This is a genomic window from Rhizobium sp. S96, from assembly GCF_030382195.1.
Taxonomy (GTDB): domain Bacteria; phylum Pseudomonadota; class Alphaproteobacteria; order Rhizobiales; family Rhizobiaceae; genus Rhizobium.
Genome location: NZ_JAUDRY010000015.1, coordinates 77811 through 94930, shown reverse-complemented (window position 1 = coordinate 94930; position 17120 = coordinate 77811). Strand labels below are relative to the sequence as shown.

At 59.5% G+C, this 17120-nt stretch carries 13 protein-coding genes and 1 tRNA gene; 6 read left to right on the top strand and 8 right to left on the bottom strand.

The window, feature by feature from the left end; genetic code table 11:
* Window positions 1–12 precede the first annotated feature (12 nt).
* On the top strand, window positions 13–786 hold the full coding sequence (locus tag QTL94_RS18035; RefSeq protein ID WP_065694300.1) for an amino acid ABC transporter ATP-binding protein: 774 nt from the start codon (window positions 13–15) through the stop codon (window positions 784–786).
* Window positions 787–961: 175 nt separating this feature from the next.
* Here QTL94_RS18035 and QTL94_RS18030 read toward each other — a convergent pair whose 3' ends face one another.
* The gene (locus QTL94_RS18030) at window positions 962–1396 is read right to left on the bottom strand and encodes a hypothetical protein (protein WP_065694299.1); all 435 of its coding nucleotides are present in this window, start codon (window positions 1394–1396) and stop codon (window positions 962–964) included.
* Between the two features lie 219 nt (window positions 1397–1615).
* Here QTL94_RS18030 and QTL94_RS18025 point away from each other — a divergent pair, with 219 nt between their 5' ends.
* Complete coding sequence (locus QTL94_RS18025; protein WP_289802744.1) at window positions 1616–2677, top strand: class I SAM-dependent methyltransferase; 1062 nt, start codon at window positions 1616–1618, stop codon at window positions 2675–2677.
* Between the two features lie 237 nt (window positions 2678–2914).
* A tRNA-Glu gene (locus tag QTL94_RS18020) sits at window positions 2915–2989 on the top strand.
* A gap of 302 nt (window positions 2990–3291) precedes the next feature.
* Here QTL94_RS18020 and QTL94_RS18015 read toward each other — a convergent pair.
* The 6 genes from QTL94_RS18015 to QTL94_RS17990 all read right to left on the bottom strand — a co-directional run bounded on the left by QTL94_RS18015 (window position 3292) and on the right by QTL94_RS17990 (window position 11452).
* Window positions 3292–3681 (bottom strand): cupin domain-containing protein, encoded by a 390-nt coding sequence (locus tag QTL94_RS18015; RefSeq protein ID WP_289802743.1) that lies wholly within the window; start codon window positions 3679–3681, stop codon window positions 3292–3294.
* 555 nt (window positions 3682–4236) lie between these two features.
* On the bottom strand, window positions 4237–6042 hold the full coding sequence (gene recJ, locus QTL94_RS18010; RefSeq protein ID WP_289802742.1) for a single-stranded-DNA-specific exonuclease RecJ: 1806 nt from the start codon (window positions 6040–6042) through the stop codon (window positions 4237–4239).
* A 60-nt stretch (window positions 6043–6102) separates the two neighbouring features.
* The gene (locus tag QTL94_RS18005) at window positions 6103–8004 is read right to left on the bottom strand and encodes an acyltransferase family protein (protein WP_289802741.1); all 1902 of its coding nucleotides are present in this window, start codon (window positions 8002–8004) and stop codon (window positions 6103–6105) included.
* Window positions 8005–8200: 196 nt separating this feature from the next.
* A complete protein-coding gene (locus QTL94_RS18000; protein ID WP_289802740.1) occupies window positions 8201–9523 on the bottom strand; it encodes a homoserine dehydrogenase in 1323 nt (440 codons plus the stop codon).
* A gap of 66 nt (window positions 9524–9589) precedes the next feature.
* Window positions 9590–10810 carry an LL-diaminopimelate aminotransferase gene (locus QTL94_RS17995; protein WP_065694292.1) on the bottom strand — a complete coding sequence of 407 codons (1221 nt, stop codon included), beginning with the start codon at window positions 10808–10810 and terminating at the stop codon, window positions 9590–9592.
* A 225-nt stretch (window positions 10811–11035) separates the two neighbouring features.
* Window positions 11036–11452, bottom strand: coding sequence for a hypothetical protein (locus QTL94_RS17990; RefSeq protein ID WP_065694291.1), 417 nt, complete (start codon window positions 11450–11452; stop codon window positions 11036–11038).
* A 152-nt stretch (window positions 11453–11604) separates the two neighbouring features.
* Here QTL94_RS17990 and phaC point away from each other — a divergent pair, with 152 nt between their 5' ends.
* Window positions 11605–13443: a class I poly(R)-hydroxyalkanoic acid synthase gene (gene phaC / locus QTL94_RS17985; RefSeq protein ID WP_289802739.1), complete on the top strand. Its 1839-nt coding sequence runs from the start codon at window positions 11605–11607 to the stop codon at window positions 13441–13443.
* A gap of 25 nt (window positions 13444–13468) precedes the next feature.
* On the opposite strand, the gene QTL94_RS17980 is transcribed toward phaC, so the two are convergent.
* Window positions 13469–14488 carry an SAM-dependent methyltransferase gene (locus tag QTL94_RS17980; protein WP_289802738.1) on the bottom strand — a complete coding sequence of 340 codons (1020 nt, stop codon included), beginning with the start codon at window positions 14486–14488 and terminating at the stop codon, window positions 13469–13471.
* 349 nt (window positions 14489–14837) lie between these two features.
* On the opposite strand from QTL94_RS17980, the gene QTL94_RS17975 reads away from it, so the two are divergent.
* Entirely contained in the window at window positions 14838–16151 is a 1314-nt protein-coding gene (locus QTL94_RS17975; protein ID WP_289802737.1) for a DUF2778 domain-containing protein, read from the top strand.
* A 132-nt stretch (window positions 16152–16283) separates the two neighbouring features.
* On the top strand, window positions 16284–17120 hold the full coding sequence (map, locus tag QTL94_RS17970) for a type I methionyl aminopeptidase (protein ID WP_289802736.1): 837 nt from the start codon (window positions 16284–16286) through the stop codon (window positions 17118–17120).

The window sequence follows — 17120 nt, the reverse complement described above, 5'->3', positions numbered from 1 at the left end:
AGGGAAAGAAACATGGCTGAAGCCCAACAGAAAAAGATGACGGTGTCGACGACCGATGTAGCAATCGACATCGTCAACATGAACAAGTGGTACGGTGATTTTCACGTTCTGCGCGATATCAACCTCAAGGTCATGCGCGGCGAACGCATCGTCATTGCTGGCCCTTCGGGTTCGGGCAAGTCCACGATGATCCGCTGCATCAATCGTCTCGAGGAACACCAGAAGGGCCAGATCGTCGTCGATGGCGTCGAGCTCACCAACGATCTCAAGAAGATCGACGAAGTACGACGCGAAGTCGGCATGGTGTTCCAGCACTTCAACCTCTTTCCGCACCTGACTATTCTCGAGAACTGCACGCTGGCGCCGATCTGGGTGCGCAAGATGCCGAAGAAGCAGGCGGAAGAGATCGCCATGCACTTCCTCAAGCGCGTCAAGATTCCGGAACAGGCGAACAAATATCCGGGCCAGCTGTCGGGAGGCCAGCAGCAGCGCGTGGCAATTGCCCGCTCGCTCTGCATGAACCCGAAGATCATGCTGTTCGATGAGCCCACATCGGCGCTCGATCCTGAAATGATCAAGGAAGTTCTGGATACGATGGTCGGTCTCGCCGAAGAAGGCATGACGATGCTGTGCGTTACCCATGAAATGGGCTTTGCGCGTCAGGTCGCCAACCGCGTCATCTTCATGGACCAGGGGCAGATCGTCGAACAGAATTCGCCGGCCGAGTTCTTCGACAATCCGCAGCACGAGCGCACGAAGCTGTTCCTCAGCCAGATCCTGCACTAGGGCGCTCGACAAGACCGATAGCGAAAACCGCCGGGCAAGCCCGGCGGTTTTTTTATTGCCATGCACATGCTGCGGCATCTCAATGACAAACGAGGCCGGAACATCATGACAATGTTCCAGCCTCGCAATGTCTAAGCCCTCGCGGATCGGCAGGCTCTTCTTTCGAAATCCGGTGCTAGCCCTTCAGCTTCGCATTGCAGAGGCTGTAGAAGCCGCCACCCTTCTGGATCCACTTCAGGCCGTTGAGCGTGTTGGCGTCCTTGTTGGCGTGATAGGAATCGACGCAGGTGTGCATGCGCGCCTTTCCGGGTGTCTCGCTGGAATATTTGGAATCGACCGCGGTCGGGAACTTCACGCCTGTCGGAGCTTTCATCGTCGGCTTTGCGGGTTCTTCGCCGGTCGCCATGGAGACGTCAGGCTCGGCGGTCGCATCGGGGCCACACTGTGCCTTGCGGAAGTCGTTCCACTTTGTGTCCTTGGCGGAGCCATCGGCCTGCGCCGCTTTATACTTTGCGCTGCACTCTTTCATGCTCAGCGCCGAGGATGGCGTTGCGAACGCAAGAGCGCCCAGCAGGGAAACGGAAGCAAGAATTGTCAAATGCTTGATCATGGTCATTCCTCCAACGCCTCGGATAGGCAAATCGACTATCATTCCCGGTATTTTTCTTGTCAACGCGGCATTTTCGCAACCGCTACGATAAATTGTCGGGCTCCGACCGAGGCGCCTGCGGGGGGCAGTGCGGCGCCATCCGTTCTGTTTGCGCGAGGATAGCAGCGAGTGGTAGAATGCCGGCGCTGGTTCTTCCCTGCATTTCTGATGGAGGATGACATGCGCCAACCCGACATGCAAAAAGTGGAATCCCTCGTTGGCCGATTGATCGGCGACGTCGGTGCTGCCGTATCCGGTGCCTTGGTGGTGCTCGGCGATGAAGTGGGTCTGTTCAAGGCGATGGCCGATGGTGAACCCGTGACATCGACGGAGCTTTCCAAGAAGACCGCGATCAAGGAGCGCTACCTTCGCGAATGGCTCTCCGCTCTCGCGGCCGCCGATTATCTGACCTATGACGAAAAGACTGACCGCTTCTGCCTTACGCCCGAACAGGCGATGGTCTTTGCGGAAGAAGACAGCCCCGCCTTCTTCGCGGGCGCCTTCCAGGTCGTACAGGCGATGTGGACGGACGAACCCCGGATCGCGGAAGCATTTCGAACCGGCAAAGGCGTCGGCTGGCACGAACACAGCAACTGCCTGTTCCGCGGAACCGAACGCTTCTTCCGCACCGGCTACAACAACAATCTCGTTGCCGAATGGATACCTTCGCTCAAGGGAGTCGAGGCACGACTGAAGGCAGGCGCCAAGGTGGCCGACATCGGCTGCGGCCACGGGGCATCGACCATTCTGATGGCCCAGGCCTATCCCGCCTCCAAGTTCTATGGCTTCGACTATCACATGCCGTCCATCGAACGGGCAAGGGCCGCCGCCAAGGAGGCCGGTGTTGACGATCGTGTCACCTTCGAGCAGGCATCCGCGGCAAGCTTCCCCGCCCAGCGCTACGACCTGATTGCCATGTTCGACTGCCTGCACGACATGGGCGACCCTGTCGGCGCCGGCAAGCACGTCAAGGAATCGCTCTCTCCTGATGGAACCTGGATGATTGTCGAACCGTTCGCGCATGATCGTCTCAAGGACAATCTCAACCCGGTCGGCCGCGTCTACTACGGCGCATCGACCATGATCTGCACGCCGGCCTCGATGTCGCAGGATGTCGGATTGGCACTCGGCGCGCAGGCGGGAGAAATGAAGTTGCGCAAGGTAGCCCTTGACGCCGGCTTCAAACACTTCCACCGCGCCACCGAGACGCCGTTCAACATGGTTTTCGAGGTTCGCGCCTGAGCTGCCGACAACTTAACCGGCCTGCCGCATCGTTCGTGTGCGGCAAGCCCTCCATTCGCAAGCTGATAAATATCATTTTAAATCAATAGCATAGGCCTCTATTCCCGATTTTTCGGCAACTGCGGATGGCGGCATTCATCCACAGGAAAAGAAAAATACGCCCTATCGCCATTTTTTCCTCTTTTGCCGCTTGCGTGACTCAAAGTGCCTGACTATAAGGGCGCCACCACGAAGGAAGCGCCCTTCGTCTATCGGTTAGGACACCAGATTTTCATTCTGGGAAGAGGGGTTCGACTCCCCTAGGGCGTGCCATCGTTTTCTCTTTAGAATCAAATACTTATCTGTGCAAGGACAGAAATTCGACTTTCCGGGTTCGCTGATTTTTTGCCGCTTTCCCCTATACGGATGTCGGGAAATCTGTCTGCTGATATAGCTTATTGCTACCATGCGACATGTTTACGCAAATCGCTCGCGGCTAAGCGAAAGTTTCGTCTGCAGGACAAGCCCTGCCCTATCCGACGTTTATCCAACAGTCATAAAGCGGCCGGTCGTAGTTGACGACTTTCCGGCAGCAAGGTCGTTCCTGTTACGCCGCTGTCCGCCGAGTTGACCAGCTATTCTGGCGGCAGTTCAAGACCGTTGGGGAGCGAAATCCAGATGACCGTCTGCGCTTCCGGGGAATGGCGCGACAAATGGCCTTTGCCGTGGGTATCCTCAACTAGCACGAAACTGCCCGCCGGAACGTACCGCACCTCACCGTCGCTCGTCTCGTACTCTGCCGAGCCATCAAGTCTCACCGTCAGCACCGGCTCCGGCACACTATGCCACGCGACCTCGCCCATCCCAGCCGGGATATGGGTGATCCGTACGTGGGAGGCCGTATAGCTGCCGGTGACGTCGAACGGGGCGGCTTCGGAGTGTACCGCCCTCTTCGTCGTCGGCAGTTCGATTTCATCGAAATGTGACTCGCCATCCGGGCTGGCATAGATGCGAAGGCCTTTCATGCAATGGCTCCAACACTAGGCTGAGGGATAGTGCCTACCACAAGGCAGCCAAGCTAGCCTAGCCTGGCGAAGGTGGTCATGATCTAATTCCAAGTCCAGATGCGGCGGTCGACGAGGTTCCAATGCTCCACTTCAAATCAATCTGAGATTGCTTTTTGACATTTGTCAATTAAATCAAAAATTGATCTTGCCACGCCCTCCGCGGTGGCTACCCTGCGATTTAATCTGCGAAAAGCCTCCATGACTTAAGGCGGGAAGTCGACATTGATGAAGGAAAGCCTTGGCGAGACGGCGACCAAGTCCGGTCTCCACATTTTTCGCGCCGAACTTGGTACCGGAATACGCATCTGCGTGCAGTGTGGCAGGCCGAAAACTCAGCGGGTGAAGATGATCGCCTGCGACAGAGTCGCAGCGTCTACCGGCCGCCAGTCTTTGGACAATCGCTAGCCTCTCGGCGTCCCTTCACTTGATGGGCAAGGCGATGGGTTAGTATCTCGCGCGGATCACACCGCGCCGTGGAACGGGATGGGCAGGCCACATAATGGCGGGAGCACGTTACCGCGCCAAGGCGGCGTCGAAGACGCGCAGCTGGATACGGCGCGAGCCTTGATAGTGATCGGCGCCAAGCGAGCCCGCGACGTGCAGGCTTCCGCCTCTGGAATTCAGGAGCAGGTTGCCGAGTTGCGTGTCAGCCGCACGGAAGGCGATGCCGTCGAGGCGGGCGCCGTCCATCGCCTCCAAGGTCACCTTGACGTGCTTTTCTCCTACCAGGCGGGCATCACGAAGCCGGTGGGCTGGAATGGCGAAGACCGGCTGCGCATGACCGGAACCATACGGACCTGCCGTTTCAAGACGATCGATCAGGTCGATCGTTGCGCCGCTTGCGCCGATGGCACCGTCGATCTTCAGTGTTTCGTTGGCGACCAGCGCCGCTACGGTCTTTTCGGCACGCTCGGAGAAGAAGCTTCGCAGCCGACCCAGCTTGTCACGCTCGACCGTCAGGCCGGCCGCCATGGCGTGGCCGCCTCCCTTGACGAGCAAGCCTTCGTCAACGGCCGCGCGCACCATCTTACCCATGTCGAAGCCGTTGATCGACCGGCCGGAACCGGTGCCCCTGCCCGATGGATCGAAGGCGATCGCGAAGGCCGGTCGCTTGAACCGCTCCTTGAGCCGCGCGGCAATTAGGCCGACAATGCCGGGATGCCACTTCTCGCGCGCGGTCACGATCACGGAAGCGCCCTCGCCGTCACCATACTCCGCCAGCGCCTCGGCTTCGGCTTCCTGCAGCATCGCCGTTTCCATGACCTGCCGGTCACGGTTGAGCTCATCGAGCTTCTGGGCAATCACCTCCGCCTCGCCCGCATCGTCCAGTGTCAGCAGCCGGCTACCAAGGGCGGCATCGCCGATCCGCCCGCCCGCGTTGATGCGAGGGCCGATCAGGAAGCCGAAATGATACGGTGTTACCGGTCCGGCGAGCCCGGCCTTCCGAAACAGCGCGGAGAGCCCCGCATTCCCTTGATGACGCGCCGCGATCAGACCCTTCACGACATAGGCGCGGTTCAGCCCCTTCAAAGGAACAACGTCGCACACGGTGGCGAGCGCCACGATATCCAGCCACTGCAACAGATCGATGGATCGTGCGCGCTGATCGCCGGCTTCGCGCAACAAGCGCAATGTGGCAACGAGGACCAGGAACACGACGCCGGCTGCGCAGAGGTGCCCCTGCCCGGACAGATCGTCCTCCCGGTTCGGATTGACCAGGGCATGACAGGGCGGCAGCTCGTGTGTCACCTGGTGGTGATCAACGACCACGACGTCGACATGCCGCCTGGCGGCAGCGGCCAGCGCATCGTGGCTTGTCGAGCCGCAGTCGACGGTGACGATGAGGCGGGCGCCGTTGTCGATCAGTTGATCGATCGCGGCGGGGTTGGGTCCATAGCCTTCAAAGATGCGGTCGGGAATATAGATCTCGGCCTTCACGCCGAAATGCGTCAGGAACCGGTACATCAAGGCAGAGGACGATGCACCATCAACATCGTAATCGCCGAAAATCGCAACCTGCTGCCGGCCACGGATCGCCTCGACCAGACGCTTGGCAGCGGTCTCGCAATCCGTCAACGTATAGGGATCGGGCATCAGATTGCGGAGCGTCGGGTCCAGAAACTCAACAGCCTCCTCGACGCTTACTCCACGCCCGGCAAGAACGCGCGCAATCAGATCCGGGAGACCATGCATCTGCGACATCGCAAGCGCGCGGTTCTGGCCGGCCTGATCCAGCCGCGCTATCCAGCGGTTGTCGAGAACCGATTTCTCCACACCCAGAAACGCTCGCTGTACAGGATCGGCAGGTTCTAAAGTCATTTATCTCAAACTAGATTGGTGGGCGTGGGGGCGAAGGGATTCAACGCCCAGCTAGATAGTCTATCGATTTCCGTCACGCGTTCCCCGCATGGTTTTGCGCGGCTCGAGCAGAGCCGTTTCGACCCTGTTGATCAGCAAGCGTGAACCGGCGCCCGTCAGGTGTCCGTAGTCAAATTGGATCGGCAGGTGGGCGGCGTCCCAGACGGTACAGTTCTTGTCGGGACAAAGCGCCTTGTAGACAGAGATGTATTCAACCCCAGCCCTTCCCAACTCCGCGCTCATGATGCGATCCGTATCTTGTTGGTCATCTACGCGATACTCCGCAACGAGATCAGGATCGCCGTAATACAATGATTTCGCCAGGACCTTGGGTAACGGCTCCTCATACTCCACAATCGGACCAAAGACGAGAATGCGATCAGAGTAATGCTTCAACCATTCAACTGTCTGCAGCAAGCCCGGAAGATCTGACTGCTTCCACCGTGCCGAGAGCATGATGGTATCCACGCGGTGCTTCGGCAGAAAATCGTTCATCACAAAAGACATCAACTTCGTGCAGCGCTCCGCGCCCGTCGAACCGATCACGGGTTTGCAGCCCGAGGCGGAGGCCTGCAAGACATTGATGCTTCTTGTGGCAACCAGCCCCGCGTAGAGATGGGCGGCATGACTGTCACCGATTAGCAGATAGTCCGGCTTCACATCCGAGATGGCGAGACATTTGTCGGATTGGAACTTCTCGGGATTGTCGCTCGCGGACGACAGGAAACATGTGCCGCTTCGATAATCGGTGGCGTTGCCGGAATACCGAAAGCCATCCAGCGTCTCGACACTCGGCGGGACCTGCCAGACCGCCTGCGAAAGAAGCGGTAAGGACACTGCGGCGACGGACATCGCAGACAGGCAAATCACGCCGTAGCTTACAGCACGAAGACTGCTTATCCCGTAAGGCGTTCTCCTAAAGGGCGATTCGACGTATCGCCACGACAACACCGCCAACACGAAGCTGATCGCTATCAGCATGAGCTTTTCAAGGACGCCGTTCGGATCAAACAGCTCCGACCCGGCGAGCCAAACCGGCCAATGCCAGAGGTAGAAGGAATAGGAGACCAGGCCGACGAATCTGATGGCTGGAGCGCCCAGCATGCGTGACACGACCGTTCCACCACCTGCCCCGGTGTAGACAAGCAGAAGCGTCCCGATGCACACCGGCAACGCCGCCAATCCGGGAAACGGAATGGCCTCGGAAAGTCCGAAAGCGCTTGCAGCAATCAGCGCCGTCGCAAACAACGCCAAAGCGTTGGCAATCCTCGTATCTGATGGCCGCTGGAACCGCCCGATCGCCAGAAGCGCCCCCGCGAGCAACTCCCAAGCACGGTATTGCAGGAGATAGAAAGCCGCAGATTGGTCTACCGAGACCATCCATTGCGCCGCGGCGAGGCTAGCAACAGATATGGCCGCCAGCAAGCCAACAATACACATGCGCCTGACACGCGAAAGCATGAGCAAGGCAAGTGGCAGAAAGATGTAGAATTGCTCTTCCACGGAAAGCGACCAAGTATGAAGGACGTAATTCGACGCTGCCGCATCGTCGAAATAGCCGGCCTTGGTATAGAAGAACCAGTTTGAGATGAAAAGGAGTGACGAAATGACATTGCTCGCCACTTCGTGGGCACCCGAGGGCATCTTGGTGATGAACGCCCACGCCATTACTGCGAGATAGACGGGGACAAGGGCTGGAAATATGCGTCGTACGCGGCGATTATAGAATTCAACGATGCTGAACTCACCGCGTTCAATGGCGGAGTAGACTATTCCGGTGATCAGAAAGCCGGAAATCACAAAAAACATGTCCACACCGACGAATCCGCCGGGGACATACTTCGAGAAACCGCAGTGATAGAGAACCACGAAGCCGACGGCAAAGGCCCGCAATCCGTCGATGTCGTTTCTGTTCTTGATCATGTCTGCCGATAAACAACCCGCTTATGGCGATCTAGTCGCCTCTGTGCGCATTGTCTGGCTAATTGCAGGCGTGTCGACCTGAATATACGTCTGCCCACAGAACATTGGAACGAAGACGCCGGCAACAGTTGCGTGCCAGCGTCTTCGTCGTTGCGGTGTTCATCGTTGCCTTTGGCGGCAATTCTATGTCAGCGACCTAGTTCTCTTTCGGGCGCTCGATACGGATGACCTGTGGTTCGCCGACGTGGAAGCCCTCTTCCTTGATCGCGTTGACCGCCTTGCGCACCGAGTCCTCGGTCGTCGCATGGGTGACCATGATGATGGTCTGGTGGTGCGAGGGGGCGAGATGCTGCTTCGAGCGCTGCACGATCGATTCGAGCGAGATGTGGTTTTCGGCCATGTGCGTGGCAACACTGGCGAAGACGCCGGTGCGGTCGAGGACGGTCAGGCGGATGAAGTAGCCGCCTTCATGGCTCTGGATCTGCGCCTTGCGATAGGGCTCGAGCGCCTTGGCCGGATGACCGAGGACCGGAACCCTCTGCGCACCCGGGCGGCTCTTGGCGATATCGGCGATATCGCCGAGGACCGACGACGCCGTGGCATTGCCGCCGGCACCCGGGCCGACCATCAGCAATTCGCCGAGGACGTCGGATTCGATCGCCACGGCGTTGGTAACGCCATCGACCTGCGCGATGACACTGTCGACCGGCACCATGGTCGGATGCACGCGCTGCTCGATACCGGTATCGGTCCGCTGGGCCACGCCCAGCAGCTTGATGCGGTAACCGAGATCGGCGGCTGCATGAATGTCTTCGATGGAGATATTGGTGATCCCCTCGAGGTAGATATCATCGGCGGCAATCTGGTTGCCGAAGGCGAGCGTCGTCAGGATCGACAGCTTGTGGGCCGTGTCGTTGCCTTCGATGTCGAAAGCCGGATCGGCTTCGGCATAGCCGAGGCGCTGCGCTTCCTTCAAGCAATCCGCAAACGAAAGACCTTCCTTCTCCATCTTGGTGAGGATGTAGTTGCAGGTGCCGTTCATGATGCCGTAAACGCGCGAAATGGTATTGCCCGTCAGCGACTCCCGCAGCGCCTTGATGACCGGAATACCTCCGGCAACGGCCGCTTCGAAGTTGAGGAGCACGCCCTTTTCTTCCGCGATGGTCGCCAGGCCCACGCCGTGATAGGCAAGCAAAGCCTTGTTGGCGGTCACCACATGGCGACCTCGTTCAAGTGCCGTCTGAACGGCCACCCGGGCCGAACCTTCCGCGCCGCCGATCAGTTCGACGAACACGTCGATATCACCCTTGGCTGCCAGATCTTCCGGACGATCGAACCATTCGATGCCGCCGACATTGATGCCGCGGTCCTTGGTCTTGTCACGGGCCGAAACGCCCGTAATCAGGATCGGCCGGCCGCACGTAGCGGCAAGCTCGTTGCTGCGCTGCTGAATGATACGGACAAGCGAAGCACCAACGGTACCCAAGCCCGCAATGCCGATTTTGAGGGCATCTGCCATGGATCGATCCTGAAATGTGTCATGAAGGGCAGCCGCCAGAAGCGGCTGCCGTGAGGGATTACTATATCAGCGGTGAGCGTTCAGCGAGACGACATTGTGCATCGTCTGGTCCGCCGTGGACATGAACTTCTTGATGTTACGGGCCGCCTGGCGAATGCGGTGCTCGTTTTCGACGAGCGCCAGACGAACGTAATCGTCGCCCTGCTCGCCGAAGCCGATACCAGGCGCGACAGCCACGTCAGCCTTCTCGACCAGAAGCTTGGAGAACTCCAGCGACCCGAGATGGCGGAACTTTTCCGGGATCTTCGCCCAGGCGAACATCGTCGCGGCCGGTGGCGGCACTTCGAAGCCTGCCTTGCCGAAGCTGTCCACCATCACGTCGCGGCGGCGCTTGTAGACGTTGCGTACTTCGGCAATGTCGGAGCCATCGCCGTTCAGCGCGTGGGTGGCTGCAACCTGGATCGGCGTGAAGGCGCCGTAATCGAGATAAGACTTCACGCGCGTCAGCGCCGCGATCAGGCGTTCGTTGCCAACGGCAAAGCCCATGCGCCAGCCAGGCATGGAGAAGGTCTTCGACATCGAGGTGAATTCGACGCAGACATCGATGGCGCCCGGCACTTCGAGAACCGACGGCGGCGGATTGTTGTCGTCGAAGTAGATTTCCGAATAGGCAAGGTCTGAGAGCACGATGATGTCGTGCTTCTTCGCGAAGGCGATGACGTCCTTGTAGAAATCGAGCGTCGCGACGAATGCCGTCGGGTTCGAGGGGTAGTTGAGGATCAGCGCCAGCGGCTTCGGGATCGAATGCTTCACGGCGCGTTCCAGCGGCGGGAAGAAGCTCTCGTCCGGCTCTACCGACATGGAGCGGATCACGCCGCCAGCCATCAGGAAGCCGAAGGCGTGGATCGGATAGGTCGGGTTCGGGCAGAGGATGACATCGCCAGGTGCTGTGATCGCCTGCGCCATGTTGGCGAAGCCTTCCTTGGAGCCCAGGGTGGCGACCACCTGCGTATCCGGATTGAGCTTCACGCCGAAGCGGCGGGCGTAGTAGGCGGCCTGGGCGCGGCGCAGGCCGGGAATGCCCTTGGACGAGGAGTAGCGATGAGTGCGCGGGTCCTGGACCACTTCGCACAGCTTGTCGACGATTGCCTTGGGTGTCGGCAGGTCAGGGTTTCCCATGCCGAGATCAATGATATCGGCCCCGCCCGCTCGCGCGCTTGCTTTCAAACGGTTGACCTGTTCGAAAACATAAGGCGGCAAACGCCGGACTTTGTGAAACTCTTCCATTTCTTTCCCCACGGAAATGCGGCCACCATGACCGCCAATCGAAGTTCGTCCTAACTCCGGTCGCTTGCGATACGAACTTCACAATCGCGAGCGCCGTATTGATCAGACTTTGAGCGCGCGGCGATTCTTTGAGGGAATTCCGCGCAGACTGCGCATTATCAGGAAAATTTCATCTTCCGCTACTCGCGGAAGGCTTTGCTTCCAAATCACCGCGAAGGCAAGGCCTTAATTGTTGATTTCGGAAAGCGTGTCGGCGCCGTGTTCGGCTGCGAGCTTGCGATATTCGGCCACGCGACGCTGATACTCTGCCTCGGAGATCGTTCCAGCCTTACGCTGGGACGCCAGTGCCGACAGCTTGTGCTGAAGGCCCGCGGCTTCCTCGTCGCTCATCTGAACGTTCGCCGCCGTCAGCGGTGCACCGAAGGATGGATAACCATCGGGCGTGTGCGCCAGGCCGCTTTCAGTCGGCGCCGCACCCTTTGTCGGATTCATGACGACCGCCGTCGGCGCTGCCTGCTTGGCTGCGAACGCCGCCTTCTCCTCAGGCGTTCGCATGCATCCCGCAAGCGTCATCGCCGCGGCGGCGCCAATCAGCGCGATGCGGGTAACGTTTGCGATAATGCGAATGCCGTTCTTGGTCATGCCAGAGGTTCCAGATCCTAAGCTGCTTCGACTGTTAGATTCGTCGCACCCACAAAGCAATAGCATGAGCGCATCTCAGCGGAACTTGTTTTCTTGATCTTTCCAGATGTACAACTCGATATGTAGAGACATGCTGCCGCCGGAGGATATGCGTGACCGACAGCAAGCACGAGAGCGACGAGAAGGCGAAAGCCCCGAGCTTTGATGCGAAAGACCTCGATCCTTACCTCATGAAGGATCCGGAGGCGATGGCGATGAACCTGGCGCGCGCCTTGGAAAATCTCGGCAAAGCGGCCTCCGCCTGGCTTGCGCCTCGCGAGCGGGGCGAAATCAGCCAGAATGTTGCCGAGCCGATGGCCGATATGGTCAAGACGCTTTCCAAGGTCACCGAATACTGGATCTCGGACCCACGCCGGGCGTTTGAGGCGCAAACCCAGCTCATGAGCAGCTACTTCGGCGTCTGGATGCGGTCGATGCAGCGCATGCAGGGCGAATCGCCGGTTTCGGAGCCGGAGCGCAAGGACAAGCGGTTCGCGGACGAGGATTGGCAGAAGAATCCCTTCTTCGAATTCCTGAAGCAGGTCTATTTCATCACCGCCGACTGGGCTGAAAAGCTCGTGAGCGAGACCGAGGGCCTCGACGAGCATACGCGCCACAAGGCCGGCTTCTATGTGAAGCAGATCACCGCGGCACTTTCGCCGACAAACTTCGTCGCCACCAATCCTCAGCTCTATCGCGAAACGATCGCAACCAGCGGCGACAACCTTGTTCGCGGCATGAAGATGCTGACGGAAGACATCGTGGCCGGGCACGGCGATCTGAAACTGCGCCAGACCGACATGAGCAAGTTTGCGGTCGGACGGGACATGGCGCTGACGCCGGGCAAGGTCATCGCACAAAACGAGATCTGCCAGATCATCCAGTACGAGGCGACGACGGAGACGGTGCTGAAGCGCCCTCTCCTCATCTGCCCACCGTGGATCAACAAGTTCTACATCCTCGACCTCAACCCGCAGAAATCCTTCGTGAAATGGTGCGTGGACCAGGGACACACGGTCTTCGTCATCTCCTGGGTCAATCCCGATACACGCCACGCTGAAAAGGATTGGACCGCCTATGCCCGCGAAGGCATCGACTTCGCGCTGGGGACGGTTGAGAAGGCGACGGGTGAAAAGGATGTGAATGCCATTGGCTATTGCGTCGGCGGAACGTTGCTTGCGGCCACCCTTGCGCTGCATGCAAAGGAAAAGAACAAGCGCATCAAGACGGCCACGCTCTTCACGACGCAGGTGGACTTCACCCATGCCGGCGACCTCAAGGTCTTCGTAGACGAGGAGCAGCTTGCGTCGCTCGAGGCGCAAATGGAGAAGGTGGGCTATCTCGACGGATCGAAAATGGCGACGGCTTTCAACATGCTGCGCGCCTCCGAACTGATCTGGCCCTACTTCGTCAACAATTACCTGAAGGGTCAGGAACCGATGCCCTTCGATCTGTTGTTCTGGAATGCCGACTCCACGCGCATGGCAGCGGCAAACCACGCCTTCTATCTGCGCAATTGCTACCTCAAAAACGCGCTGACAAAAGACGAAATGGTTCTCGGCGGCCAGAAACTGTCGCTGAAGGACGTGAAGATTCCAATCTACAATCTTGCCACGCGGGAGGATCATATCGCGCCCGCCAAGTCGGTTTTCCTCGGCAGCCAGTTTTTCGGCGGCAAGGTCGATTTCGTTCTCGCTGGGTCCGGGCACATCGCCGGTGTCGTCAACCCGCCGGACAAGAAGAAGTATCAATACTGGACCGGTGGCCCTGCCAAACACGAATACGAAACCTGGCTCGATACAGCGGACGAGGCCCCCGGCTCCTGGTGGCCGCACTGGCAGGCCTGGATCGAGGCAAAGGACGACAAACGCGTCCCGGCACGAAAGCCCGGAGGGGCTGCGCTCAACGCGATCGAAGAGGCACCGGGAAGCTACGTGACCGAACGAGCGTGAGCTCACAGGATTCGGTAACGCCCGATCACTGCAGGAAGATAAGGCTCGCTGGCGTCGGCGGCAGCGGTTTCGTGGTCACACTGCCGAAGCCGGCTGCCTTCGCCATCTCACCAAACTCCCGCTCCGTGTAGGCATCGCCCTTCGGTGTCGAGGCCAGCATCACCAGCGCAAACGCAGCCGGAAACTCTGGTGAGACGCGATCGTCGTTCGGAACGAACTCGACAATTGCGACCCGTCCCGCCGGCGCCAGGCTTGCCCGCGCCTTCTTCAAAAGCGTGACACATGCATCGAAATCGAAGTGGTGCAGGAAATTGGGAAGCAGGATGAGATCGTAGTCACGTCCCCAATCGAGATCGAAAGCGCTGCCGGGCTGGAAGCTGAAGCGTGCGGCGACACCCGCCTTCGTCGCATTCTCCTCGGTCACGGCAAGGACCGGCTTCCAATCAATGGCAACCACCCTCGCCGCTGGCGCTACCTTGGCAATCTCTATGCCGAACGCACCGGGACCGGCTGCAATGTCCAACACCTTGGCCGGCGGCTTCGGCCACGTCGCAACGTCCGACGCCAGGGCCATCGCACTCGTGCCCGTAAACGCCCCCATGGCGCGGGCAAACTTCACCCACACGGGATTGCCGGCCGATACGTTCGCCAAGCCAACGGAACCACCGTTGCGAACATAGGCTGCGGGGTCGTCGAGCAGAAGCGACAGCATCTGCGGAGCGGCCAGAAAATCGATCGCGGCGCCCATGTAGGCTGGCGAATGACTGTTGAGGAAGACCTTGCTCGATGGGGTCGGCGCATAGGTCTCGCCGCTCTTCGTCAAAAATCCCGATACGACGAGGAAATCGCAGAGTATCCGCACGCCGCGCTCGGCACACCGCGCCTTCTCGGCCACCTGCCTGGCGGTTCCGCCGTCGCCCAGAATTGTGACGAGATCGATCTCGATCGCCGCCTTGATCGCCGACGTCTTGCGCGTTGCGAACATGGCATCAACCAATAATGCCGGCGAGATATCGCTGCCGGCCACACCATCCGTCGAAGACATCGGCTTCTCCCAAAGGCGGGTTGTCGTTGCGCTTTTATAGCAGACTTTGGTGCCAATAACACATTTCACTAATATTCAATTTAACACAAAAGGATAGAGGCGAATTGGCTTGAATCGGGAGGCTGAAGCGTCGAGACACGACCCCAAAAATCGTATCTGCGCGCCTTCTAATCGAACAGATAAATCGCTCACGTAAAGAAATTGGTTACCATAATTCGTCATCCTAGAAATCAGCCGGAAATGATGCCGGGCCGCATTTTGGCCCCGTTGCTCCGTTACCGGCCCCGGCGAAGAAGTATTCACCTGTCAGTACCGCCGGCCTAGTAACGAGTTGTGAAAGACGAGTGTCATGGCGTTTGCGGTCGATGTGTTTGCCAATACCAGGCCCATAGGTAAGTCCATTTCTCGTTTACGCCGCTCATTCAACTTTCTCTCGGGTGCAACTCTTGTTGGTGCTAGCTTTGCAGCTTCTGCCTGGATCGTGACAACGATCGCGGCGATGCATGTGGCTGCGCCGTCGACACCGGTCAGATCGCTCACGGACATAACGCTCGCACCCAAGGTCGCCGCCGTCGCACCGGCGAAAGAGCGCCTGGTCCACGTTACGAAATTTTCGCGCCTGGGCATGCTGACTGCCGAGAAGGCGCCCAGCCCGTCCAAGAACGGTCGCGTTCTGGCCCCCTCGGCGCTGATGACGGCGTTCATTGGTACTTCCGCTCCCGTCGCCGTCGCGGAAGCCGCGCCGCCGCACGCAGCAACAGTTGTCGCGTCTGCAGCACCTGCTCAGCAAAAGACCAAGGACGACAGTTTGCCAGTCGCACCAGCCGCGACCAAGATGGTGGCATCGAACGATCGCATCGTCATTCCGTCAAAGGAAGAGGTCGCGGCGATTGAAGGCCCGGCGCTTCTTGCGCTTGCCAGCGCACCACGCGCGACGACCGCACCGAACAGCGGACCCACCAAGACTGCGGACATCGAGGTCGCGAGCGTCGCGCCCGACACCGAGATGAAAGGCGCCGCACAGGATAATGCTACGCAGCCGTTCGATCTGGTCCTCAGTGATCGCGATGCATCGATACCGCTGCCGATGGCCCGCCCGGATGGGCTAAAGCGCGCGCCTGCTGCGGACCACGCCTCTCGCCCAGCCGAACCCGTCCTCGCCTATGCACGGCCGGACGTCGGCGACGACGAGGGCCAGATCCCGATGGTGCCGAAGCGGTCCAACGCTGTCGCCCGCAATGGCGTAGCCGTCTATGACATCTCTGCCAACACGGTCTACCTTCCGAGCGGCGAGCGCCTTGAAGCGCACTCAGGTCTCGGAAAGATGCGCGACAATCCCCGCTTCGTGCATGAAAAGAACCGAGGGCCGACGCCGCCGCATACCTATCAGCTCACCATGCGCGAAAGCCTGTTCCACGGTGTCGAGGCGATCCGCCTCAACCCGGTCGGCGGCGCAGGCAATGTCTACAATCGTGTTGGTCTGCTTGCGCACACCTACATGCTCGGCGCCCGCGGTGATTCCAACGGCTGCGTTTCCTTCAAGGATTACAGGCGCTTCCTCGCTGCCTTCAAGCGTGGGGACATCCGCCAGCTGGTGGTCGTCACCAGCATGCAGAGCAAGCCGTCATCAACCCTTGCCTCCCTGTTCTCGTCGCGCTCCTGATCCAAGGGGCGCCGATCGGGCCTGAACCTATCGGCAGCGGACAGAAATCATGGTCCTTCCATTGATGGCGATGGACGAACCCGGCATAGCTGCATTATGAACGACTGAGACAATTTCTGCTAAGGCCCTGCAATGGTGAACTATATCGAAGCCTCCTCCGCGCCCGCGAAAAACACGGGCGCCATCAGGCTATACGGCCCCGAGGCATTCGAGGGGATGCGAAAGGCATGTCAGGTGACTGCGCGCTGCCTTGATGAATTGGAAGCGATCGTGAAGCCCGGCCTGCCGACCGACGCGATCGACCGGTTCGTCTTCGAGTTCGGCATGGACAACGGCGCCTATCCCGCGACATTGAATTACCGCGGCTATACCAAGTCCACCTGCACGTCGATCAATCACGTCGTCTGTCACGGCATCCCTGACAACAAGCCGCTGCGCGAGGGTGATATCGTCAACATCGACGTGACTTACGTGGTCGATGGCTGGCATGGCGACTCCAGCCGCATGTATCCGGTCGGCACGATCAAGCGAGCTGCCGAACGGCTGCTGGAAGTCACGTATGAATCGCTGCTACGCGGGATTGCCGCTGTCCGTCCCGGCGCGCGCACCGGCGCCATCGGTGAAGCAATCCAGACCTATGCGGAAGCGGAGCGTTGCTCGGTCGTGCGCGACTTCTGCGGCCATGGCCTCGGTGCGCTCTTCCACGACTCTCCGAACATTCTGCACTACGGTCGCGCCAACGAAGGCCCGGAACTGCGCGAGGGCATGATTTTCACGATCGAGCCGATGATCAATCTCGGACGCCCGCACGTGAAGGTCCTGGCCGACGGCTGGACCGCGGTAACAAGAGACCGCTCGCTATCGGCTCAGTACGAGCATGCGGTCGGCGTCACGGCCACGGGCTGCGAGATCTTCACCCTGTCTCCCGGCGGCCTTGATCGCCCTGGGTTGCCTCCCTTGAGCCGATGA